This is a genomic window from Paracoccus sp. 228 (assembly GCF_000967825.1).
GTDB classification, from domain to species: domain Bacteria; phylum Pseudomonadota; class Alphaproteobacteria; order Rhodobacterales; family Rhodobacteraceae; genus Paracoccus; species Paracoccus marcusii.
In genome coordinates, this window is sequence record NZ_JYGY01000001.1 from 614,001 (window position 1) to 637,295 (window position 23,295).

The 23,295-nt window shown below is 68.4% G+C and carries 21 protein-coding genes and 1 tRNA gene; 11 read left to right on the top strand and 11 right to left on the bottom strand.

All coding sequences use genetic code 11. From position 1 onward, the window contains the following. Positions 1-24: 24 nt before the first annotated feature. The 5 genes from SY26_RS02945 to SY26_RS02965 all read right to left on the bottom strand — a co-directional run bounded on the left by SY26_RS02945 (position 25) and on the right by SY26_RS02965 (position 5,535). Positions 25-669 (bottom strand): TetR/AcrR family transcriptional regulator, encoded by a 645-nt coding sequence (locus SY26_RS02945; protein WP_045999189.1) that lies wholly within the window; start codon positions 667-669, stop codon positions 25-27. A 257-nt stretch (positions 670-926) separates the two neighbouring features. Beyond that, positions 927-2,747, bottom strand: a complete 1,821-nt coding sequence (gene typA / locus SY26_RS02950; RefSeq protein WP_045999190.1) for a translational GTPase TypA — start codon at positions 2,745-2,747, stop codon at positions 927-929. Between the two features lie 140 nt (positions 2,748-2,887). Then, positions 2,888-4,012, bottom strand: coding sequence for a hypothetical protein (locus tag SY26_RS02955; protein WP_045980725.1), 1,125 nt, complete (start codon positions 4,010-4,012; stop codon positions 2,888-2,890). Positions 4,013-4,230: 218 nt separating this feature from the next. After that, a complete protein-coding gene (locus tag SY26_RS02960; RefSeq protein WP_045999191.1) occupies positions 4,231-4,989 on the bottom strand; it encodes a hydroxypyruvate isomerase family protein in 759 nt (252 codons plus the stop codon). Further along, entirely contained in the window at positions 4,990-5,535 is a 546-nt protein-coding gene (locus SY26_RS02965; protein WP_045999192.1) for a DUF1285 domain-containing protein, read from the bottom strand. Between the two features lie 63 nt (positions 5,536-5,598). On the opposite strand from SY26_RS02965, the gene SY26_RS02970 reads away from it, so the two are divergent. The 8 genes from SY26_RS02970 (at position 5,599) to lpxB (ending at position 15,642) form a co-directional block, all read left to right on the top strand. Further along, complete coding sequence (locus tag SY26_RS02970; RefSeq protein WP_045980722.1) at positions 5,599-6,606, top strand: MoxR family ATPase; 1,008 nt, start codon at positions 5,599-5,601, stop codon at positions 6,604-6,606. Continuing rightward, positions 6,603-7,466, top strand: a complete 864-nt coding sequence (locus tag SY26_RS02975) for a DUF58 domain-containing protein (protein ID WP_045999193.1) — start codon at positions 6,603-6,605, stop codon at positions 7,464-7,466. Before SY26_RS02970 ends, SY26_RS02975 begins: the two co-directional genes overlap by 4 nt. Next, complete coding sequence (locus SY26_RS02980) at positions 7,466-10,213, top strand: DUF4159 domain-containing protein (RefSeq protein WP_045999628.1); 2,748 nt, start codon at positions 7,466-7,468, stop codon at positions 10,211-10,213. Before SY26_RS02975 ends, SY26_RS02980 begins: the two co-directional genes overlap by 1 nt. Beyond that, complete coding sequence (locus tag SY26_RS02985; RefSeq protein WP_045999194.1) at positions 10,210-12,300, top strand: membrane protein; 2,091 nt, start codon at positions 10,210-10,212, stop codon at positions 12,298-12,300. The genes SY26_RS02980 and SY26_RS02985 overlap by 4 nt, the downstream gene beginning before the upstream one ends. Positions 12,301-12,360: 60 nt before the next feature. Next, entirely contained in the window at positions 12,361-12,837 is a 477-nt protein-coding gene (gene fabZ, locus SY26_RS02990) for a 3-hydroxyacyl-ACP dehydratase FabZ (RefSeq protein WP_045981419.1), read from the top strand. Then, on the top strand, positions 12,830-13,618 hold the full coding sequence (lpxA, locus tag SY26_RS02995; protein WP_045981418.1) for an acyl-ACP--UDP-N-acetylglucosamine O-acyltransferase: 789 nt from the start codon (positions 12,830-12,832) through the stop codon (positions 13,616-13,618). The genes fabZ and lpxA overlap by 8 nt, the downstream gene beginning before the upstream one ends. Beyond that, positions 13,615-14,424: an LpxI family protein gene (locus tag SY26_RS03000; protein WP_045999195.1), complete on the top strand. Its 810-nt coding sequence runs from the start codon at positions 13,615-13,617 to the stop codon at positions 14,422-14,424. The genes lpxA and SY26_RS03000 overlap by 4 nt, the downstream gene beginning before the upstream one ends. A 63-nt stretch (positions 14,425-14,487) precedes the next feature. Further along, positions 14,488-15,642, top strand: a complete 1,155-nt coding sequence (gene lpxB, locus SY26_RS03005) for a lipid-A-disaccharide synthase (protein ID WP_045999196.1) — start codon at positions 14,488-14,490, stop codon at positions 15,640-15,642. Here the strand turns inward: lpxB and SY26_RS03010 are convergent. After that, on the bottom strand, positions 15,626-15,973 hold the full coding sequence (locus tag SY26_RS03010; RefSeq protein WP_045981415.1) for a RidA family protein: 348 nt from the start codon (positions 15,971-15,973) through the stop codon (positions 15,626-15,628). The genes lpxB and SY26_RS03010 overlap by 17 nt on opposite strands. A 99-nt stretch (positions 15,974-16,072) precedes the next feature. On the opposite strand from SY26_RS03010, the gene SY26_RS03015 reads away from it, so the two are divergent. Further along, on the top strand, positions 16,073-16,534 hold the full coding sequence (locus SY26_RS03015) for an MmcB family DNA repair protein (RefSeq protein WP_045999197.1): 462 nt from the start codon (positions 16,073-16,075) through the stop codon (positions 16,532-16,534). Here the strand turns inward: SY26_RS03015 and SY26_RS03020 are convergent. Further along, positions 16,515-16,730: a DUF6324 family protein gene (locus SY26_RS03020; RefSeq protein ID WP_045999198.1), complete on the bottom strand. Its 216-nt coding sequence runs from the start codon at positions 16,728-16,730 to the stop codon at positions 16,515-16,517. The two genes, SY26_RS03015 and SY26_RS03020, sit on opposite strands and share 20 nt — an antisense overlap. A 100-nt stretch (positions 16,731-16,830) precedes the next feature. Between SY26_RS03020 and SY26_RS03025 the strand changes: the two genes are divergently transcribed. Together SY26_RS03025 and SY26_RS03030 are read left to right on the top strand one after the other, a co-directional pair. Next, positions 16,831-16,907, top strand: a tRNA-His gene (locus SY26_RS03025). Between the two features lie 102 nt (positions 16,908-17,009). Then, the gene (locus SY26_RS03030) at positions 17,010-18,386 is read left to right on the top strand and encodes a GntP family permease (protein WP_045999199.1); all 1,377 of its coding nucleotides are present in this window, start codon (positions 17,010-17,012) and stop codon (positions 18,384-18,386) included. Here SY26_RS03030 and SY26_RS03035 read toward each other — a convergent pair. Genes SY26_RS03035 through SY26_RS03050 form a run of 4 tightly spaced genes read right to left on the bottom strand, consistent with a single transcriptional unit; the run spans position 18,383 to position 23,294 of the window. After that, positions 18,383-20,233, bottom strand: a complete 1,851-nt coding sequence (locus SY26_RS03035; protein ID WP_045999200.1) for an ABC transporter ATP-binding protein — start codon at positions 20,231-20,233, stop codon at positions 18,383-18,385. The genes SY26_RS03030 and SY26_RS03035 overlap by 4 nt on opposite strands. 1 nt (position 20,234) lies before the next feature. Continuing rightward, positions 20,235-21,257 carry an oligopeptide/dipeptide ABC transporter ATP-binding protein gene (locus SY26_RS03040; RefSeq protein WP_045999201.1) on the bottom strand — a complete coding sequence of 341 codons (1,023 nt, stop codon included), beginning with the start codon at positions 21,255-21,257 and terminating at the stop codon, positions 20,235-20,237. Beyond that, positions 21,254-22,366: an oligopeptide/dipeptide ABC transporter ATP-binding protein gene (locus tag SY26_RS03045; protein WP_084693655.1), complete on the bottom strand. Its 1,113-nt coding sequence runs from the start codon at positions 22,364-22,366 to the stop codon at positions 21,254-21,256. Before SY26_RS03045 ends, SY26_RS03040 begins: the two co-directional genes overlap by 4 nt. A 1-nt stretch (position 22,367) precedes the next feature. After that, positions 22,368-23,294 carry an ABC transporter permease subunit gene (locus SY26_RS03050; protein ID WP_176695095.1) on the bottom strand — a complete coding sequence of 309 codons (927 nt, stop codon included), beginning with the start codon at positions 23,292-23,294 and terminating at the stop codon, positions 22,368-22,370. Position 23,295 lies beyond the last annotated feature (1 nt).

Sequence of the window (23,295 nt, forward strand, 5' to 3'; positions counted from 1 at the left end):
ATGGGTCCGAAAGGGGCTAATCCGTCACATGCCGGCCATATGGGGCTGGCTGCTGCGCGCCATCCGATGCACGAAATCATGCGTCAGATGCTTGGCGGTGGTCAGGGAATCGCGCTCTTCGGTCCAATCCTTCAGGCGGCCGTCCAGAACCAGCCGCGCAAGCCCCACCACATAGCAGCGCGCGGACAGGGCCAGCATCGCGATATCCTCGCGCGGGTGCAGGCGACCGGTATCGCGGGCCCGCGCCAGCATGCGCAGCGTCAGATCGGCGATGCTGTCGGTATAGCGCCGCAGGATGGGTTCGTGCCGCGCGTTGGTCAGATCGCAGTCCTGCAGCAGCCTGAACTGCGCGGGATAGCGGCAGGCCCAATCCAGATAGGTGTCGCCCAGGCTCAGGAACTGCGCGACGGGGTCGTCGGGATCGACGCGGACCACCGCGCGGGTGCAGCTGTCGATCAGCACGACCAGCGCCTGTTCGACGCTGGCCACCAGCAGGGCGCGTTCATCGGCGAACAAGGCACGGACCCGTTCGACGGGTTCGTCGACGGCTTCGGCAATATCGGCAATCGTGGGGGGCTGGCGGCGTTGGTCCAGGACAAGCGTCATCGCGGCACTGATGGCGCGGTCGTGCAGACCCCTGGGGTCACGGCGTTCCGACAGGTGTTTCATCACGATGCAATCCGATCCGTTGCGGGGTGGGCCAAACGAAAACAGATGACTTGAATGTGATTTAGGGCCAGAATGCCCCAGAAAAGCAGCCGTGGAATCTATGTAGCAACCAAATTTGTGCATCTTAAACGGGTGCGCAATTCGGATAAGACAATCATAGCACGAAGTGTCGCCTTGGCGACATATCTAAATGGACAGGTCCGCGTGCCGGGGGGCACGCGGACCTGTGATTTCAGCAACCTTGCGGTGGATGCGTATCAGGCGCCGGACCGTGCGACGCGCTTGCGTTCGTGCGGATCCAGGTGCCGCTTGCGCAGGCGGATGTTCTTGGGCGTGACCTCGACCAGCTCGTCGTCGTTGATATAGGCGATCGCCTCTTCCAGCGACTGGCGGACCGGGGGCGTCAGGCGGACGGCCTCGTCTGTGCCGGAGGCACGGACGTTGGTCAGCTGCTTGCCCTTCAGCGGGTTCACCTCAAGGTCGTTGTCCCGGCTGTGTTCGCCGATGATCATGCCCTGGTACAGCTCTTCCTGCGCGCCGATGAAGAACTTGCCGCGATCTTCCAGCTTCCACAGCGCATAGGATACGGACACGCCGTTCTCCATGCTGATCAGCACGCCCTGGCGACGGCCCTGGATGGCACCCTTGTGCGGCGCCCAACCGTGGAAGATGCGGTTCAGCACGCCGTTGCCGCGCGTATCGGTCATGAACTCGCCTTGATAGCCGATCAGGCCACGCGACGGGACATGGGCCACGATGCGCGTCTTGCCGACGCCGGCGGGACGCATCTCGACCAGGTCGCCCTTGCGGTCGCCGGTCAGCTTCTCGATCACCACGCCGGTGTATTCGTCATCGACGTCGATGATGACTTCTTCGATCGGCTCAAGGCGCTGGCCGTCCTCTTCCTTGTAGATCACGCGCGGGCGGCTGATCGACAGCTCGAACCCTTCACGGCGCATGTTCTCGATCAGGACGCCCATCTGCAGTTCGCCGCGACCCGAGACAACGAAGGCCTCGCCGCCGGGGGTGTCCTCGACCTTGATGGCGACGTTGATCTCGGCTTCCTTCATCAGGCGCTCGCGGATCACGCGGCTCTGGACCTTCTTGCCGTCCTTGCCGGCCAGCGGGCTGTCGTTGATGCCGAAGGTGACGCTGATGGTCGGGGGATCGATCGGCTGCGAGGGCAGGGCCTCCATCACGTCCGGGTGGCACAGCGTGTCGGCCACGGTGGCCTTGGCCATGCCCGCGATCGTCACGATGTCACCGGCCTCGGCCACGTCGATCGGGGTCTGTGTTAGGCCGCGGAACGCCATGATCTTGCTGATGCGGAACTGCTCCAGCCGCTCGCCGTCGCGCGACAGCGCCTTCAGCGTGTCGCCGGCCTTGGCGGTGCCCGCCTCGACGCGACCGGTCAGCAGACGGCCCAGAAAGGCGTCGGCGCCAAGCGTGGTCGCCAGCATCTGGAACGGCTCGTCCGCGCGAGTGATCTGCTTGGGCGGCTGGACGTGCTTCAGGATCAGGTCGAACAGCGCGTCCATGTTCTTGCGCTCGCCGTCCAGCGTCGCGTCGGCCCAACCGCCGATGCCCGAGGCATAGACATGCGGAAAGTCCAGCTGCTCGTCGCTGGCGCCCAGGTTGGCGAACAGGTCGAACACGTCGTTCAGCGTCTCGTCGGGCTCGGCTGCGGGCTTGTCGACCTTGTTCAGCACGACGATCGGGCGCAGGCCCAGGGCCAGTGCCTTGGAGGTCACGAACTTGGTCTGGGGCATCGGGCCTTCGGCCGCGTCGACCAGCAGGCAGACGCCGTCCACCATCGACAGGATGCGTTCGACCTCGCCGCCGAAATCAGCGTGGCCGGGCGTGTCGACGATGTTGATGCGCGTGCCCTTCCATTCGACCGAGGTTGCCTTGGCCAAAATGGTGATGCCGCGTTCACGTTCGATGTCGTTGCTGTCCATCGCGCGTTCCGCGACGGCCTGGTTGTCGCGGAAGGAGCCCGACTGACGCAGCAGCTGGTCCACCAGGGTGGTTTTGCCGTGGTCGACGTGAGCGATGATGGCGATGTTGCGGATATCCATGACGGCCTTAATCTGTAGGTTTCGCGGCTGCCCTAGCCGATAAGGGCCGCGAATGCCAGCCCGCAAATGCGCATGGCCCCCGACACGGGGGTCGGGGGCCATGCTTGTCACATTTCCGTCGCGTCGGACGAAGACGTCCGTCAGGTGCGGCGACGCGACAGGCCACCCCAGACGCGACCGGCATCGCGGTCCGAACCGCCCTTGATTGCGCCCATCCAGGCGGCCAGACCGGCAACCAGCGACGACACGGCCAGGAACAGCGCGCTCCACACCGCACCGCGGCGGGCGGATTCGGCAGCGGCGATGGCGGCATCCTGTGCCTCCTGCAGCTGTTGTTCGGCTTGCGCCTGCAGTTCCTGGGCGCGCTGTTCGGCAGCGGCTACGGCTTCCTCGGCTTGGGTCCGCGCTTCTTCGATACGGGCTTCGGCTTCGGCACGCAGGTCCTGAGCCTGGGTCACGGCTTCTTCGACGCGGGCGTCGATCTGGGCCGGGGTCAGGTCGGTACGGGCGGCAAGCGCGTCGCGCAGATAGTCAAGATCGTCATCGGCCACCTCGCCCGTGCGCAGAACGGTGCCCAGGATGCCGGTGACCTCGTTGCGGATCGCCTCGTTCGAGAACTGATCCGGTGCCGCAGCCTCGCTGCGCAGCAGACGGTCGGTCACATAGTCCAGCGGATTGCCGCCCATGTCCTGACCACCAGCGGCCTCACCGGCGCCCGAGATCGCGCCGCCAGCCAACTGACCGACGCCGCTGACGGCACCGCCAGCGATCTGGCCAACGCCACCGACCACGCCGCCGGCCAGTTGGCCCGCGCCCTGCACGGCACCACCCACGGCGGAACCTGCAGCTTCGACCGCGGTCGAAGCCGCGTTGCCGGCCGCGCGGACGCCGCTGGACACCGCGCCTGCGGCCAGGATGCCGGTCAGGATCATGCCGATCGCCCAAACGGTCAGGCCATGGATGCCGTCGCGTGCATCCGTCTGGTCCTCACCGGAATGAGTGCGACGGCGCATCCGCCCCGACACGTATCCACCCAGGCCATAGACGGCCACCATGGACGCGAAGGCGAACAGGCCGACCAGGATCAGGGCGAACGTGCCCAGACCTTCGCCCGGCTCTGCCGAGACGGAACCAAGGCCGATGGCAGCCGTGAAGCCCGTGAAGACGACCGAGGCGCCCGCGGCGATGGCCGCACCGGCAAGGATGGATGCCCAGTCGACATGGGGGCGCGAGCCGGTGCCGGCTGCTTCGAGGTTTTCGTTCATGCTGTTAACCCTCAACGCAGGCCGAGGAACGACAGGACGAACAGGACGACGACAACCAGGCCGACAATGTAGATGATCGAGTTCATGGCATTTTCCCTTTGCTTTGGGCGTCTGCCGCGCGCGGGGGCGCGACACGGCGACGCATCTGTCAGCAAACGGACCACGCTGCGCGCAAGTTCCCTGTTGCACAGGAAAATCCGACCGGATGTTGCGTGGGTTCAACCGGCGACGTGCAGCCACCCCAATCCGGACTGGGTGGTTCGGACGGGGGCGTATTCGGCCGACACCCAGCCGCGATACCCCCAGTCGTCCAGCTCCGCGAACAGGGAGGGATAATCCAGGGTGCCGACGTCGGGCTCGTTCCGACCGGGATGGCCCGCGATCTGGATGTGGCGCACCAGCGGGGCGACCTTGCGCCAGCAGGCCTGCATGTCGCCCGTGATGACCTGTGCGTGATAGGTGTCCAGCTGCAGCCCAAGGTTCGGCGCGGCGATGCGGTCGATGATGTCGATGGCCATGCCGTAATCGGTCAGGAAATATCCCGGCATGTCGGTGTCGTTCACGGGTTCGATCGTCAGGCTGGCATGGGGGGCGCGGTCCGCGGCCCAGGACAGGTTCGCGACAAGGGTCTCCAGCGCCTGAGCACCCTCGGCGCGACCGGCCATAACGTGGATGTGACGCGCGCGCAGCGCCTGCGCCACGCGCAGGCTGCGTTCGAAATCGCGACGAAAGCGATCCTCCAGCCCCGGAACGGCGGCAAACCCGCGCGGTCCGCCGGCCCAGTTCGGCGGCGGCGCGTTGATCAGCACGATCGGCAGCCCCGTCTTGACCGACGCGCGATAGAGGTCCTGCGCCGCGATGTCATAGGGGAACAGGATCTCGACCCCGGTGAACCCGGCCTCGGCCGCGGCGGCAAAGCGGTCGATCATCTGCAGTTCGGTGAACAGTGTCGTCAGATTGGCTGCGAACTGCGGCATTCAGGGCTCCAGTGCGAAGGACTGTCTGCCGGACCGCACCGCCGCGCGCCCGTCGGGCCCGGGATCGGCCGCGGCCGCCAGGCGGTAGAAGGTCTTGCGGTCGATCAGCGCCTCCAACCCGCCGCGCACATGGACATAGGGCCGCGGAACCTCGGCCGTGCCGCGGATGATGATCGCGTGATCCGGACCTGCCGTCACCCGTTCGCCCATGTTGGTGACGAAGGTGATCACGTCCTGGGCGATGTCGGCATCGGTGACCAGGAAGGGCGCATCCTCGACCCGGATGCCGATCTTCTCGACCGGAGAGACCAGGTAAAATCGGTCGCCCTCACGCTTCAGGATGCTGGCGAACAGGCGCACCATCGCGGGGCGTCCGATGGGCGTGCCTTCGTGCAGCCAGGTGCCGTCCGCGCAGATGGTCAGGTCCATCTCTCCGCAATAGGGCGGGTTCCACAGATGCACGGGCGCAGGCCCGTCCTTGGCCGCGATCGCCGCGGCTTGGGCCAGCCCGTCGGGGTTCACGCTTTTGTCACCGTTTTCCGCCATTCGATCTGGTCGCCTATGTCTGGACTGCCTATGCTTTCCTTAAACCAGCGCGGGGGCAATGTCATGACGTCGGACGAATTTCTGGTGCAAGAGGTCCAGGCCCTGGCCGCCCGCCTGTCGGATGCCCGTGCCAGCGTCGAACGCCGTTTCGTGGGCCAGCACGAGGTGGTCGAACAGGTCCTTGCGTCGATCCTGTCCGGGGGACACGCGCTGCTGATCGGGCAGCCGGGCCTGGGCAAGACCATGCTGGTCGACACGCTGTCCACCGTCTTGGGTCTGGACAGCGCCCGCATCCAGTTCACGCCCGACCTGATGCCCGCCGACATCCTGGGGTCCGAGGTCCTGGACGCGCGGCCCGACGGAAGTCGGGCGTTCCGTTTCATCGAGGGGCCGGTCTTCACCCAGCTGCTGATGGCCGACGAAATCAACCGTGCCAGCCCCCGCACCCAATCTGCCCTGCTGCAGGCCATGCAGGAGCGCGAGGTCACCATCAGCGGCCAGCACCGCCCCCTGGGCCGTCCGTTCCACGTCCTGGCCACCCAGAACCCGATCGAGCAGGAGGGCACCTATCCGCTGCCCGAGGCGCAGCTGGACCGGTTCCTGCTGCAGATCGACGTCGATTACCCGGACCGCGACACCGAACGCCAGATCCTGATCGCCACCACGGGGCTGGAGGATGACACCCCGCACGCGGCCTTCACCCCCGACCAGCTGATCGCGGCACAGCGCCTGATCCGCCAGATGCCCGTGGGAGAGACCGTGGTCGAGGCGATCCTGGACCTTGTCCGCGCCGCTCGCCCCGGTGCACCCGAGGCCGCGTCCTTCGTCACCGATGCGCTGACCTGGGGGCCGGGTCCGCGCGCCGCGCAGGCGCTGATGCTGGTCAGCCGCGCGCGTGCCGTGCTGAACGGCCGCTATGCGCCGACGCTGGACGACGTGGCCGCGATGGCGGCGCCCGTGCTGCGCCACCGCATGGCGCTGTCCTTCGCCGCCCGCGCACGCGGAGAGACGGTCGACGCGGTGATCGGCCGCCTGCTGGACGACCGCATCGGCACCCGTCGCGCCGCATGAGCGTGACGCCCACCGATCTGCGCGCGCGGGCCGAAGGGGTCGCCGGGCATCTGCCCGGCCTGATCCTGTCGGCCGAACGGCTGGCCGCGATGGTGGCCCCGGGCGCCCATGGCCTGCGCCGCGCCGGTCCCGGAGAGGATTTCTGGCAGTACCGCCCCGCGGGCGCGGGCGATGGGGCGCGCAGCATCGACTGGCGGCGGTCCGGCCGGTCCGACAGCCAGTTCGTGCGCGACCGCGAGGCGCAGACGGCGCAATCCGCCGCCCTGTGGCTGTCGCGCGCGCCCGGCATGGATTTCACCGGCGGGCCCGACCGCCCGACCAAGGCCGAACGCGGTCAGATCCTGACGCTGGCGCTTGGCATGCTGATGCTGCGCGGGGGGGAAAAGGTCGGGCTGCTGGGCCAACCCGCACGGGCCGGCCGCATGCAGGCCGACCGCCTGGCGGAACAGCTGGCCACGGGTACCGCCGCCGAGGATGCCGCCCCGGCCCACGCCCTGCGACCGAACCTGCGGGTGGTGATCCTGTCGGATTTCCTGACCGATCCGGGCTGGGTTGCGGACATGCTAGGGCAGGCGGCGGGCCTGGGCCTGTCGGGCCTGCTGTTCCAGATCCTGGACCCGGACGAGGCGCATTTCCCCTATGACGGCGCGGTCGAGTTCCGCTCTGGCAGCCTGCGGCATGACAGCCGCGATGCCGGCGGGCTGCGCGCGGCCTATCTGGCCCGGCTGGCCGAACGACAGGCCTGGCTGGAGGGGCAGGCGCGGCGGGCAGGCTGGCAGTTCGGCACGCATCTGACGGACGCCGACCCCGCACAGGCGCTGAACTGGCTGTGGCAGGCTTTGGGGCAGGGGGCGCGCTGATGCTGCTGCTGGGGCCCTTGGGTTTCGCCGCGCCATGGCTGCTGGGCGCGCTGATCGCGCTGCCGGTCCTGTGGGTGATCCTGCGCGCCATGCCGCCCGCGCCGCGGCGGGTGATCTTTCCGGGCGTCGCCCTGTTGGCGGGGCTTGTCGATCGCGCGCCCATCGCCAGCCGCACGCCATGGTGGCTGCTGCTGATCCGCTTGGCGGCGGTGGCGGCGGCGATCCTGGCCTTTGCGGGGCCCGTCTGGCGCCCCGTGGTGCAGCCCGCGGCCGACGGGCCGTTGCTGATCGTGATGGATGCGGGCTTTGCCGCCGCGCCCGATTGGGCGGCCCGCCAGACGCGCGTCGAAACCGCCCTGACGGATGCCGCCGCCGCGGGCCGGCCCGCGGCATTGCTGATGGCCGACGGACGGGGACAGGGCGCGCTGGCGTTCCAGCCCGCCGATGCCCTGCTGTCCGGCCTGCGCGCCGCGCAGCCGCAACCCTGGTCGACGCGCCTGCCCGACGATCCGGGCGCCGCGCTGGCCGATGCGCCGGAGGGGTCGCTGTCGACGCTGTGGATCGCGGACGGGACCGATCATCCGAACCGCGCGGCGTGGCTGGCGGCCCTGGCGGATCGCGGCCCGGTGACGGTCGTGCCGCCCGCGCGTCCGCTGCGGACGCTGGCGCTGGCGTCGGGCGACACGCCGTCGCTGACGCTGACCTCGGTTGATGATGCCGCCCCGGCGATCCAGGCCATCGGCCCCGATCCGCAAGGGATCGAACGCGCCTTGGCCAGCCTCACGCCCGGCGACGCGACGGATGCCGACGGGTTGACCGTCCGCCCCGTGGCGATCGACCTGCCGCCCGAACTGCGCAACCGGATCACCCGCTTTCAGATCGAGGCCGAAAACCATGCCGGCGCGGTCGTTCTGGCGGATGACCGCGTGCGCCGCCGCAAGGTGGCCCTGGTCGGCGATCCGCTTGCCGAAGGCCAGCAGCTGTTGGCCCAGACCCACTATCTGCGCCAGGCGCTGGCCCCCACGACCGACCTGGTCGAAGGCGCTTTGGGCGATGTCCTGGACACCGCGCCCGACGTGATCGTGCTGGCCGATCAGGTGCAGCTGGCTGAGACGCTGGACCTGACGCAATGGGTGGCCGAAGGCGGGCTGCTGATCCGCTTTGCGGGGCCGCGCATGGCCGGTTACGACCGCCTGGCCGAAGAACCGCTGCTGCCCGTGGCGCTGCGCCAGGGCGGGCGCGACATCGGCGGTGCGCTGTCCTGGGGCGACCCGCGCGGGCTGGCGCCGTTCCCCGATGACGGTCCCTTTGCGGGCCTACCCGTGCCGGATGATGTGTCCGTCCGCGCGCAGCTGATGGCCCAGCCCGCGCCCGATCTGGCGGGGCGCACCATCGCGTCGCTGTCCGACAACACGCCGCTGATCACCCGCGACCGGCTTGGCCAGGGGCAGGTCGTGCTGGTCCATGTGACAGCCAATGCCGAATGGTCGAACCTGCCGCTGTCGGGCCTGTTCCCGCAGATGATGGAGCGCCTTGTCGCAACCGCCCGCCTGTCGCCGTCCGAGGCTGCGACCGAGGACCTGACCCAAACCTTCTGGACGCCCGAGGCCGTGCTGGACGGGTTCGGGCGTCCCGCCGAGGCCCAGGGCCTGACCCCGGTGCCCGCCGCCGATCTGGCGCAGGGGACGGGCCCCGACCGCCCCGCGGGCATCTATGCGGCGGGCGAGCGGCGCCGGGCGCTGAACGCGGGCGGTCCCTTCGTGCGGGCGACCTGGCCCGGTGCCACGGTCGAGGCCGTCGCCGCCACGCCGGGACGCGACCTGAAGGGCGCGCTGCTGGCCGCGGTGGCGCTGCTGCTGGCGCTGGATGCCATCGGGTCGGCTTGGCTGGGGCGCGGACGCAGGCGAGGGGCCATGGCGGCGGTCGCGCTTGTTTTGGCGATGCTGCCGGGCCCGCGGGCGCAGGCGCAGGATCTGGACCCCGATCTGATGCGGGCCGCGGCCGACGTGGCGCTGGCCTATGTCGTGACGGGTGACGCGCGGATCGATCAGGCCTCCGAACAGGGTCTGACCGGGCTGTCGCAGGCGCTGCGCAGTCGCACCTCGGTCGAGCCGGGACAGCCGATCGGGATCGATTTGGACCAGGACGACCTGTCGCTGCTGACGTTCCTGTACTGGCCCATCACCGATGCACAGCCCGCGCCCGCACCACAGGCCTATCTGCGGCTGAACGCCTTTCTGCGATCGGGGGGAATGATCCTGTTCGACACCCGCGACGGCGACATCGCGGGTGTCGGCGGCCCCGACATGTCGCAGGCGCTGCGCCGCTTGGCCGCGCCGCTGGACATCCCGCCCCTGGCGCCTATTCCCGATGATCACGTGCTGACGCGGACATTCTATCTGCTGGACGACTTTCCAGGCCGCTGGCAGGGCAATCCGGTCTGGGCCGAGGCCCCGACCGTCTCGTCCCAGGCCGAGGCCGGCGTGCCGTTCCGCCAGCTGAACGACGGGGTCAGCCCGGTCATCATCGGCGGCAATTCCTGGGCCGAGGCCTGGGCGGTCAACGCCGACGGCTATGCCGCCTATCCCATCGGACAGGGCTGGGAGGGTGACCGCCAGAGAGAGATGGCGGCTCGGTTCGGCGTGAACCTGGTCATGTACGTGCTGACCGGAAACTATAAATCCGACCAGGTGCATGTGCCCGCCCTGCTGGACCGCCTGCGGACCGAGGAGATCCTGGCACCATGACATCCCTGACCCAGCTGCGGTTCGACCCGGCCCTGCCGTGGTGGGCCATCGGCATGCTGGCCGCGCTGGCGGTGCTGGTCGCGGCCTTCGCGCTGTGGCGCGGGATGCGGGGCTGGGCATGGCGCGGCTTGGCAGGGCTGGCCGCGGCGCTGGCCCTGGCCGGTCCGGCGTTGGAGCTGGGCACCCGCGCGGCCCTGTCCGACATCGTGATCCTGCTGGATGACCGCTCTGCCAGCCAAGCCCTGCCGGGGCGCGCCGCACAGGTCGATCAGGCGGTGGACGACCTGTCCGCGGGCATCGCCGCATTGCCCGGGACCGACCTGCGCCGCGTGACCGTGGGCGACAGCGATGACGGCACGGCGCTGGCGACCGCCCTGTCGCGCGCCATCGCCGCCGAACCCGATGCCAGGCTGGCCGGGGTGATCGCCGTCACCGATGGCCGCCTGCACGACCCGCAGATGCTGCCGCAGGGGATGGCGGCGCCGCTGCACGTGCTGCTGACCGGTCAGCCGCAGGACTGGGACCGCCGCCTGGTGATCGAGGAGGCCCCGGCCTTTGGCCTGATCGGGGAGGAGGTCACCATCCGCCTGCGCGTCGAGGATCAGGGCCTGGTCCCCGAGGCCAGCCGCACCGGCAGCGTCACCCTGCGCCTGTCCGTGGACGGCGAGGACGAGCAGACCGTCGCCGTGCCGCTGAACACCAGCCTGTCCCTGCCGGTGACGCCCGGCCACGCCGGCCAGAACGTCGTGCAGATCGCGCTGGACGACGCACCCGGAGAGCTGACCGACCGCAACAACGCCGCCGCCATCAGCATCAACGGGGTGCGAGACCGCCTGCGTGTGCTGCTGGTATCCGGAGAGCCCCATGCGGGCGAGCGCACCTGGCGCAACCTGCTGAAATCGGACGCGGCGGTCGATCTGATCCATTTCACCATCCTGCGGCCGCCCGACAAGTTCGACGGCGTACCGGTGGACGAGCTGTCGCTGATCGCCTTTCCGACGCGCGAGCTGTTCCTGGAACGGATCGATGATTTCGACCTGATCATCTTTGACCGCTACAGCGTGCGGGGCATCCTGCCGCCCGAATACTACATGAACATCGCCCGATACGTCGAGGAAGGCGGCGCGATCCTGGTGTCGGCCGGCCCCGAGATGGCGTCGGTCGAAAGCCTGAACCTGTCGCCTCTGGGGCCGATCCTGCCTGCTCGGCCCACCGGTCGCGTCATCGACCAGCCGTTCACGCCGCGCCTGACCGATGACGGGCGGCGCCATCCGGTGACCGCGGACCTGGGCGGCCCCGATCCCGACGCGCCCGATTGGGGCCGCTGGCTGCGCCTGTCCGAGGTGACGCCCACCGGCGACGCCCAGGTCGCCATGACCGGGGCCGAGGACAAGCCGCTGTTGATCCTGGACCGGGTCGGAGAGGGGCGCGTCGCGTTGTTGACCTCGGACCAGGTCTGGCTGTGGGGGCGCGGGTTCGAGGGGGGCGGCCCGCAGCTGGAGCTGCTGCGCCGCATCGCCCACTGGTCGATGAAGGAGCCCGAGCTGGAGGAGGAGGCCCTGCTGGCGGATGTCCGCGACGGTCTGGCCGTGCGGTTCACCCGCCGCACGATGCAGGACAGCGCCGGGCCGCTGCAGGTCACCGCCCCCGACGGCAGCATCAGTCAGGTCCCGTTGGCCGCCGACGGGCCGGGCCGGTTCGTCGCGGACTGGACCGCGCCCGAACCCGGCCTGTACCGCCTTGCGGATGGCGACATGCGCCGCGTGCTGGCGCTTGGCCCCGCGGCGCCCCGCGAATTCGAGGAGACGGTGGCCGACGCGCCTCTGCTGGCACCCGTGGTCGAGGCCAGCGGCGGGTCGGTTCAGCGTCTGTCCGACGGCGTGCCGGACCTGCGCCAGACGCGTGCGGGCCGGGCGGCCAGCGGCGATGGCCTGGGCGGCCCCTGGATCGGCGTCACCCCGCGTGATGCCGCGACCGTCACCGGCCTGGACCGCCGGCCGCTGCTGCCTGGTTGGGCATGGCTGGCGCTGATCGCGGGGCTGATCCTGACCGGCTGGCTGGCCGAGGGGCGGCGCCGTCCCGCCTGACCCGCTTGCCATCCGGCCCCCCGGTTGGTAACCCCGACGAAACCGTCTCAAGGAACGCAAATGGCTGACGACACGCGCAATCCCGCCCCCTATACCGAGGCCGACCTGTCGCTGATCAAGCGGATCATCCCCCACCGCTATCCCTTCCTGTTCATCGACAAGGTGCGCGACATCGTCCCGTTCGAGAGTGCCGTGGGCATCAAGAACGTGACCAGCAACGAGCCGCATTTCCAGGGCCATTTCCCCAACCACCCGATCATGCCCGGCGTGACCATCATCGAGGCGATGGCCCAGACCGCGGCCGTCGTGGTGGGCATCAGCATGAACGTCATCGACGAGGAAATGCAGACCTATTTCATGGGCATCGACAACTGCAAGTTCCGCCGCATGGTCGTGCCGGGCGACGTCCTGGAACTGCATTGCCGCGCCATCCGCGGCGGCGGCAAGATCTGGAAGTTCGAGGGCAAGGCCATGGTCGACGGCCAGCTGTGCGCGTCGGCGGAATATACTGCGATGATGGCCCGCAAGGATGGCTGACGCCCTGATCCACCCTTCGGCCGTGATCGAACCCGGCGCCCAGATCGGCGCGGGGGTGCGCATTGGCCCGTTCTGCGTGGTCGGACCCAAGGTCCGGCTGGCGGACGGGGTGGAGCTGAAATCCCATGTCGTCGTGACTGGCGACACCTCGGTGGGCGAGGGGACGGTGATCTTTCCCTTCGCCAGCATCGGCGAGGTCCCCCAGGACCTGAAGTTCAAGGGCGAGGACGTCCGCCTGCAGATCGGCGCCCGCAACCGCATCCGCGAATACGTGACGATGAACCCCGGCACCGCCGGCGGCGGCAGCGTCACCACCGTGGGCGATGACGGGCTGTTCATGGCGTCCAGCCATGTGGGCCATGACTGCCGGATCGGCGACCGGGTGATCCTGGCCAACAGCGTGGCCATCGCGGGCCATTGCGTGCTGGAGGATGACGTGATCGTGGGCGGGTTGTCGGGCGTGCATCAATGGGTCCGCATCGGCCGCGGCGCGATGATCGGGGCGGTTACGATGGTGACTGCCGACGTGATCCCCTATGGCCTGGTCCAGGGGCCGCGCGGGCACCTGGACGGCCTGAACCTGATCGGGCTGAAGCGTCGCGGCGCGACCCGGTCCGACATCGCGGCGCTGCGGTCCCTGCTGGGCGACCTGGGCCGCGGATCCTTCCGCGATACGGCCCGTACGCGTGCCGAGGCGCAGGTGACCGGCATGGAACGCGACGTGCTGGACTTTATCCTTGGCCCGTCCGACCGCAGCTTTCTGGCGCCGAAACCCGAATGAGCCGGATCGCCATCATTGCGGGGCAGGGCGCCCTGGCCCCGGCCGTTGCCGCCTGCCTGGACGATCCGTTGGTCTTCGCCTTGCCGGGCTTTGCCCCGGACGGCCTGACCGCCACGACGTTCCAGCTGGAACGTCTGGTACCGTTTCTGGATGATCTGCATGCCAAAGGGGTGACCCGCGTGGTCTTTGCCGGCGCGATCCGGCGGCCGCGGCTGGACCCGGAGGCGTTCGACCCGCGAACCGCGCAGCTTGTCCCCCGCATCCTGACCGCCATGCAGTCGGGCGATGACGCGGCACTGCGAACGGTCCTCGACATTTTCGAGGAGAATGACCTTACGGTTTGTTCCGTCATCGAAATTGTGCCCGATCTCATTACGGCGGAAGGCATCCTGACCGGAGATCCGACCGATGCAGATCGCAGGGACGCGGGCCGGGCCGCGCGGATTCTGGCCCAGACCGGGCCGCTGGACCTGGGTCAAGGGGCGGTCGTTGCGCAGGGCCTGTGTCTGGCACTGGAAACGCTGCCTGGCACTGCCGCGATGCTGGATTTCGCGGCGCGTCATGCCGACCTGCGCCCCAATCCCAAAGGCGCCCGCGGCGTCCTCTACAAGGCGCCGAAGCCGGGACAGGATCTGCGCATCGACCTGCCGACCCTTGGGCCCGACACGGTGGATCAGGCCGTATCGGCGGGACTTGCCGGCATTGCCTGGGCGGCGGGACAGGTGATCCTGCTGGACCGCCCGGAAATGGTGCGCCGTGCACAGGCGGCGGGCCTGTTCCTGTGGGCGGCAGGCGGGCTGGACTGAAAAGACTGGCCCTTTCGCGTCGGTCCCAATACCCATGACTTGGCAGCAACAAGGCGGCACGGCATGCGTTATTTCCTGATCGCGGGCGAGGCTTCGGGCGACCAGTTGGGCGCCGCGCTGATGGCGGGACTGCGGCAGCTTGATCCGCAGGCGGAGTTCCTGGGCGTCGGCGGCCCCGCGATGACCCCCCTTGGCCTGACCAGCCTGTTCCCCATGGACGAGCTGTCGATCATGGGCATCTGGGAGGTCCTTCCGAAATACCGCCACCTGAAACGCCGCATCGCGCAGACCGCACAGGCGGTCATCGATGCCGCCCCCGACGTCCTGATCACCATCGACAGCCCCGATTTCGGCCTGCGCGTCGCGCGTCTGGTCCGTGCGCAGCGTCCCGACCTGCGGACGGTGCATTACGTCGCACCCTCTGTGTGGGCCTGGCGGCCGGGGCGGGCGCTGAAGATGGCGCAGGTGATCGATCACGTGCTGGCGATCCTGCCGTTCGAACCGCCGCTGATGCGGGCCGCGGGCATGACCTGCGATTTCGTGGGTCATCCCGTTGCCACCGCCGACGTGGCCGGCCCGGACGAGGCGCAGCTGTTCCGCAACGCCCATGGCATCGCGCCCGACGCGCCGGTGGTCCTGTGCCTGCCCGGTTCGCGCCGCGGAGAGGTCACCCGCCTTGGCCCGCGCTTCGACGAGGCGCTGATCCGCCTGCGGGACCGCGTGCCCGAAGTCCGCGTGGTGCTGCCGACGGTTCCGGGCGTGTCCGGGATGGTCCGCGACATGATCCGTCGCTGGCCCACAGCCCCCATCGTGATCGAAGAGCCGGACGAGAAGCGTGCGGCCTTTGCCGCCGCCGATCTGGCGCTGGCGGCGTCGGGGACCGTCAGCCTGGAACTGGCGGCCAACCGCATTCCGATGGTCATCGGCTATGACATGGCGCCGCTGTCGCGCCTGATCGTGGGGGCGCTGCTGCGCACCGACACCGTCACGCTGGTCAACCTGGTCAGCGAGACGCGCGCCGTGCCCGAGTTCCTGGGCAGCCGCTGCCAGCCGGGCCCCATGGCACAGGCGCTGCAGGACGCGCTGGAGAATCGTGCAAAGCGGGGTGCCCAGCTGGACGCCATGGACCTGACCATGGACCGCTTGGGCAAGGGGGGAGAGGCGCCGGGCCTGCGCGCGGCGCGCTCTGTCGTTCAGACGATTACAGGACCGCGGTGACGATGATCTCGACCGCGTAGTCGGGGGTCGCCAGCGCGGATTCGCCGGTGGCGCGGGCGGGCGTGTGGCCCTGGGGCACCCAGGCATCCCAGACGGCGTTCATCTCGGCGAATTTCGCCATGTCGGCCATCCAGATCTGGGCAGAGACGATGCGGGTCTTGTCGGTCCCGGCCTGCGCCAGCAGCGCGTCGATCTGGTTCAGGATCGCGGTGGTCTGGTCCGTGACCGAGGTGCCCGGCTCTCCGACCTGGCCTGCCAGAAAGACGAAACCGTTGGCGATGACCGCCTGGCTCATCCGGGGGCCGGTTTCCAGACGCTTGATATCGGTCATGATGCTCTCCTTTGGCGATATGCGCGCGGACGCTATACGGGGGGCGCGGGGGCGGCAAGGCGGGTTGCGGACGTTCCGGTTGCGTTCTATCCTGCGCCCATGTCCGACCTGTCCCCCTTGCCCGCCATGCCCGGCCAGCGCCTTGCGCGCGGCACGGGGCGGCTGCTGCGAAGCCTCGACCACGCGGTGCTGACCGAGTTCACCCCCGTCCGGGGCCTGCGCGTCGACCTGATCAGCCTTGGCCCAAAGGGAGAGCTGTGGGTCGTCGAATGCAAAAGCTGTCGCGCCGATTTTCAGGCCGACCGCAAGTGGCAGGGGTACCTTGACTGGTGCGACCGGTATTTCTGGGCGGTCGACTGCGACTTTCCGACCGATCTGCTGCCCGATGACACCGGCCTGATCCATGCCGATGCCTTCGGCGCCGAGATCACCCGCATGGCCCCCGAACATCGCCTGGCGGGTCCGCGCCGCACCAAGGTGCAGCGCGACTTTGCGCGGGCCGCAGCCCTGCGGTTGCAGGTGATGTGCGACCCGGGCGCGCTTATCGCCGGGGCTTCTTAGGCTTGCCGCCCTGGGCCATGGCGCGGGCGGCCTCGGCCGCGGCCATCAGCTCTTCGGCGATCTCGGTCGCTTCTTCGGGGTCGAAATCCATAGGCAGGTCCACGCCCTCTCCCTGCACATAGATCCGCACCATCCCAAGGTCGGTCGGGCCGATCTGGATGTTCGCGGTGATGTCGCTTTCGCTGTTGATGCCCATGGCTTGTCCTTTCGCGGTGAAACTTTATGTATCGCGGACGCAATTTCACGGCAAGCGGGGCTTGCAACCCTGCGGACACGGGGCTAAAGAACCGCCCTGTGCCGCCTTAGCTCAGTTGGTTAGAGCGCTAGATTGTGGATCTAGAGGTCCCCCGTTCAAGCCGGGGAGGCGGTACCACCTTTCCCCAGCATCCGACCACTTTCTGCACTGCAGCATCTTGCGCAGCGCGTCCCGCGCGTGAGACCATGCGCGCCATTGCAACCGGGAGAGGGACGCCGCATGGGCCTGCTGGGAATATTTCTGTCGCTGATACTGCTGATGTATCTGGCCTATCGCGGGATCAACGTGCTGATCCTGGCGCCACTGCTGGCGCTGCTGGCGGTGGTGATGTCCGGGGACCTGCCGGTTCTGGCGACCTATACCCAGGTCTTCATGAATTCGCTTGGCGGCTATGTCATCACCTACTTCCCGCTGTTCCTGCTGGGCGCGATCTTCGGCAAGGTCATGGCCGACAGCGGCGCCGCGCGATCGATCGCGGAATGGATCGTCGACAGGCTGGGCGCTCAGCGCGCAGTGCTGGCGGTCGTCCTGTCCTGCGGCGTGCTGACCTTTGGCGGGGTGTCGCTGTTCGTGGTGGCCTTTGCGGTCTATCCCATCGCCAACGCGCTGTTCCGCCGCGCCGACATCCCCAAGCGCCTGCTGCCCGCGGCCATCGCGCTTGGGTCGTTCACCTTCACCATGACGGCATTCCCCGGCACGCCCGCGATCCAGAACGCCATTCCGATGCCGTTCTTCGGCACGAACGTCTTCGCGGCGCCGCTGCTGGGCACGCTGGCCGGGGTCATCATGCTGGCGGGCGGCACGATGTGGCTGAACCGCCGCGCCCGCGCCGCCGGGGCCGAGGGCTACGGCGACCACCCCGTCACCGCCGCAGACGCGACCCTGCCCGAGGATGCGGACCTGCCGCCCTTCGCGCTGGCGATCCTGCCTGTGGTGTCGGTGATCGTCTTGAACGCGGTTCTGACCTGGTTCGTCTTCCCGAACATGTCCGCGGACTATCTGGCTGAACCGCGCTATGGAGAGACGACCCTGTCCTCGGTCGCCGGCATCTGGGCGATCATCGTGTCGCTGGTGGCGTCGATCCTGCTGGCCGTCGGCCTGAACCTGCGCCGCTTTGCCAACCTGCGCGAGAGTGTCAATTCCGGCACGATGGGGTCGCTGCTGCCGATCTTCAACACCGCGTCCGAGGTGGGCTATGGCGCCGTCATCGCCTCGCTGCCGGCCTTTGCGCTGATCCGCGACGCCGTGCTGGGCCTGTTCCCGAACAACCCGGTGGCGTCGCTGTCGGTGGCGGTGAACGTGCTGGCCGGCATCACCGGATCGGCCTCGGGCGGCATGTCCATCGCGCTGAACACGCTTGGTGAACAGTTCGCCACGATGGGCCAGGAACAGGGGATCAGCATGGAGCTGATGCACCGTGTCACGGCACTGTCCTCGGGCGGGTTCGACGCGCTGCCGCATAACGGCGCGGTCATCACGCTGCTGGCCATCACCGGGCTGACCCACAAGAAAAGCTATCCAGACATCTTCGTGGTCGCGGTGCTGATCCCGGTCATCGCGCTGATCACGGTGATCGTGCTGGGGACCGTGCTTTAACGGTACCCTTGGGCCTGCAGCTCGAACAGTTCGCGATAGCGGCCGGGCCGGGCGACCAGCTCGGCATGGCTGCCCTGATCCTGAACGCGCCCGCCCTCCAGCACGATGATCCGGTCGGCCATCCGCACCGATGAGAAGCGGTGCGAGATCAGCAGCGCCGTCCGCCCCTGCGTCAGGTCGCGGAACCGCAGAAAGACCTCGTATTCCGCCCGCGCGTCCAGCGCGGCGGTGGGTTCGTCCAGCACCAGTAGCTGCGCATCGCGCATATAGGCACGCGCGATGGCCAGCTTCTGCCACTCGCCACCCGACAGGCCCAAGCCGCGGGCGAACCGCTTGCCGACCATCTGGTCGTAGCCCTTGGGCAGCTTGGCGATGACCTGATCGGCCAGGGACCGTTCGGCCGCCGTCACGATGCGGGGGCGGTCGTCGCGCGCGTCGATCCGGCCGATGGCGATGTTTTCCGCCGCGGTCACCGCATAGCGAACGAAGTCCTGAAAGATCACGCCCACGGTGCCGCGCAGCTGGTCCAGGTCATAGTCGCGCAGGTCGCGCCCATCCAGCGTGATGCGGCCTTCGTCCGGGTCATAGAGACGCGCCAGCAGCTTGACGATGGTGGTCTTGCCCGCGCCGTTCTCTCCGACCAGGGCGACCGTCTCTCCGGCGCGCAGGTCCAGCGTCATGCCTCGGATCGCCCAATCGTCGCGGCCCGGATAGCGGAAGCCCACGTTCTCGAACCGGAAGCCCTGCGCGATGGGCACCGGCACCGGCAGCGGATCGGCGGGGCTGGCGATGGCCGGGCGGGCGGTGAAGAAATCGAACAGGTCGTCCAGATACATGGCCTGACCCGCCATGCTGGAGAACCCCGATAGCAGCCCCTCCAGCAAACCGCGCAGACGCAGGAAGCTGCCTGACAGGAAGGTCAGATCGCCAATGGACAGCTGCCCCGTCAGCGTGCGCGCGATGATCCACAGAAAGGCCGCGTAATAGGCCAGCGTGCCAAGCGCGGTCAGCACCGCCATCACCGACAGCTGGCGGCGCTGGATCACCCGGTTCTCCAGATAGAACCGCCGGGCCAGCGTCAGATATCTGTCGCGCAGCCAAGGGCTTAGGCTAAAGATCTTGACCTCTTTCGCGGTCTCGGCGGTGGCTGCGATCATGCGCAGATAGTCGCGTTCGCGCCGGTCTGCGGCGCGGGCGTGGTTCAGCGCATAGGTGCGGGCGTTGAAATGCATCTCTCCCATCAGGGACGGGATCAGCGCCAGCGCCAGCAGCACCACCAACCATGGATTGTAGACCACCAGACCCACGCCGAAGCTGATGACCGTGACGCTGTCCTGCATCTGCTGCATCAACTGGTTCAGCAGGGGGATGCGCCCCATCGTCTGGCGCCGCGCGCGGTCCAGGCGGTCCTGAAAGCTGGCATCCTCGAAGGAGGCCAGGTCCAGATCCGCCGCGTGATCCATCAGCCGGATCGAGATGTCGATGACCAGCTTCTCCTGCAGCAGCGCATCGACATAGGCGACCAGCCGCCCCAGCACGTCCTGCGCGATCGCCAGCGCCAGTTCCAGTGCCACCAGCCCGATCAGCGGATGCGCCAGCCCGCTGTCCCACCAGCCGGCCAGCGTGTCCGGCCCGGCCGCGGCCGACAGGGCCACGACCTGATCGATGATCAGCTTGCCGACCCACAACATCGCGACCGGCATCAGCGCCCGCATCAGGCGCAGCGCCACCATGGCCAGCGTCAGCGCGGGGCTGGCCCGCCAGACCATCACCAGGAAGGGCGGGATGTTCTTCAGCGCCGCCCAACGCGCCGCATAATCGGGGGATGCGGGCGCGTCGGGCGGCATCTCAGGCGGCCTCGGTCCGGCGGGCGTGGGCGATTTCCGCGTCCGTCAGGGGGCCGGGGAAATGGCAGGCGACCTGATGGTCGCCGACCGTCAGTTGCGGCACCGATGCCGCGCATTCGGCCCGCGCCCGCGGACAGCGCGTCCGGAACACGCAGCCCGAGGGCGGGTTCATGGGAGAGGGCAGGTCGCCCGCCAGCGGCACGATGGTCTTGGCGGTCTCGATCGTGGGGTCCGGCACCGGCACGGCCGAGAGCAGCGCCTGCGTATACGGGTGCCGGGGGTCGGCATAGAGCGCCTGCACCGGACCCATCTCCATCACCTTGCCCAGATACAGCACCATCACCCGGTCGCTGATATGTTTCACCACCGACAGGTCATGTGCAATGAAGATCAGCGCCAGCCCCAGATCCTTTTGCAGCCGAATCAGCAGGTTGATCACCTGTGCCTGGATCGACACGTCCAGCGCGGATACCGGCTCATCGCAGATGATCAGCTTGGGCTCCACGATCAGGGCGCGGGCGATGCCGATGCGCTGGCACTGGCCGCCGCTGAATTCATGGGGATAGCGGTTGATCTGGTTGGGCAGCAGGCCGACCTTTTCCATCATCGCCTTGACGCGCTCGCGCACCTGGGCGCGGGGCAGGCCGGGGCGATGCGTGGTCAGGGGTTCGGCGATGATCTGGCCCACCGTCATGCGCGGGTTCAGGCTGGCCAGCGGGTCCTGGAACACCATCTGGATGTCCTGGCGATAGGCCATCATCTGGCGGGGCGTCAGCGCCAGAAGGTCCTTGCCGTCGATCCATTCGGCTTGGCCCGTGGCCGGGACCAGCCCGATCAGGGCGCGGGCCAAGGTCGATTTTCCGCAACCGGATTCGCCCACCACGCCCAGGGTCTCTCCGGGCGCCAGGGCGAAATCGACGCCGTTCACCGCGCGCAGCGGGTTGGGGCGCGTCCAGGGCATCGCGCCCTCGGGGCGGATCTGGAAGGTCACGCGCAGGTCGCGCACGCTCAGAAGATCGCTCATGGCTTGGCCTCCGATCCGGGGGTCTGGGTGGCGCCGGCCGCACCAGCACCGGCGACGGCGCCCTCGGGCAGGTGGTCGTCCGGCGGCGGGGTGTCACCAGCCGCGGCCAGGTCGGGCTGCGGGTCGTCGATCATGCGCCGGGCCAGCACCTCGGCCACGGGGGCGTGGCAGGCACGGGCGCGGCCGGGGGCGAAGACCTCCAGGGCTGGGTCGATGCTGGCACAGCCTTCGCGGCGATAGGGGCAGCGCGGCTCGAACGCGCAGCCCGAGGGCGGGCGGCTCATGTTCGGGGGCTGGCCGGGGATGGCGCGCAGGTCCTCATCGTCCTGATCAACACGCGGGATCGCGTCTAGAAGGCCCTGGGTGTAGGGATGCGTGGGTTCGGCAAAGATCGGGCGCACCGGCCCGGTTTCCCGGATGCGGCCGCCATACATGACAGCAACCCGTTCGCATGACCCCGCGACCACGCCCAGATCATGGGTGATCAGGATCATGGCCATGCCGAAATCGCGTTGCAGGTCCGACAGCAGGGCCATGATCTGCGCCTGCACCGTCACGTCCAGCGCGGTCGTGGGCTCATCCGCGATCAGCAGCTTGGGGCGGCACAGCAGCGCCATGGCGATCATCACCCGCTGCCGCATGCCGCCCGAGAATTCATGCGGATAAAGCCGCACGCGCCCCTTGGCATCGGGAATCTTGACCGCGTCCAGCATCTGCACGGCCTGCGCGACGGCGTCGCGTTTCGACAGACCCTTGTGCAGGGTCAGCACCTCGGCCATCTGGTCGGCTACCCGCATATAGGGGTTCAGGGAGGTCATCGGGTCCTGAAAGATCATCGCGATCTGTTCGGCCCGGATGCGGTTCAGCACCTTGGGCGGGGCGTTCAGGATCTGTTGCCCGTCAAACAGGACGCTGCCCGAGGCGCGGCCGTTGCGCGCCAGCAGCCCCATGATCGCGAAGGACAGCTGCGACTTGCCGCTGCCGGATTCGCCAACGATGCCCAGGGTTTCGCCCGCATCGACGGACAGGGTCACGTCGTTGACGGCCCGCACCTCGGCATCGTTGGTCTGGAAGCGGACCGCAAGGTCGCGCAATTCGAGAAGGGCCATCTCAGCGCTCCTTTGGGTCGAGGGCATCGCGCAGGCCGTCGCCCACGAAGAAGAAGCCGAACAGGGTGATGACGAAGAAGAACAACGGGAAGGCCAGCTGCCACAGCGTGCCATAGTTCATCGTGCCTGCGCCTTCCGAGATCAACGCGCCCCAGCTGGTCAGAGGTTCCTGAACGCCCAGGCCCAGGAAGCTGATGAAGCTTTCCGTCAGGATCATCAGCGGCACCAAGAGCGTCGCATAGACCGCGACCACGCCCAGAAGGTTCGGGACGATATGGCGGATGATGATGCGGAAGGACGAGACGCCGGTGGCGCGCGCGGCCTCGATGAATTCTCGGTTCTTGAGGCTAAGGGTCTGGCCGCGAACGATTCTGCTCATGTCCAGCCAGGAGATCAGGCCGATGCCCAGGAACAGCATCGACATGGACCGCCCGAACATCACCAACAGCAGGATCAGCACGAACATGTAGGGAATCGACATCAGGATATCGACCGTCCGCATCATGATCTGGTCGGTGCGCCCGCCGACATATCCCGCCGTCGCGCCATAGAGCGTGCCGACGATGACGGCGATGGCCGCCCCCACGACGCCGACCATCAGGCTGATGCGCGTGCCCTGCACGACGCGTGCATACAGGTCGCGGCCCAGGTTGTCGGTGCCGAAGAAGTGGCCGTTTTCCATGGACGGCTGACCCATCTGGGCAACCTGGCCCATGACGCTGAAATCCAGCTCCTCGTTCGACCATTGGGCGAGATAGCCGCCGAAGATCGCGAACAGCGATACCAGCACCAGGATCGTCAGGCCCAGCATCGCGGCCCGGTTGCGAAAAAAGCGGCGACGCGCGTCGGCCCAGGGGCTGCGGCCGCGGACCTCTGCCTCGACGAAACGGTCGGACAGGGACTGCATCTTGGATTGATCGATGACCATG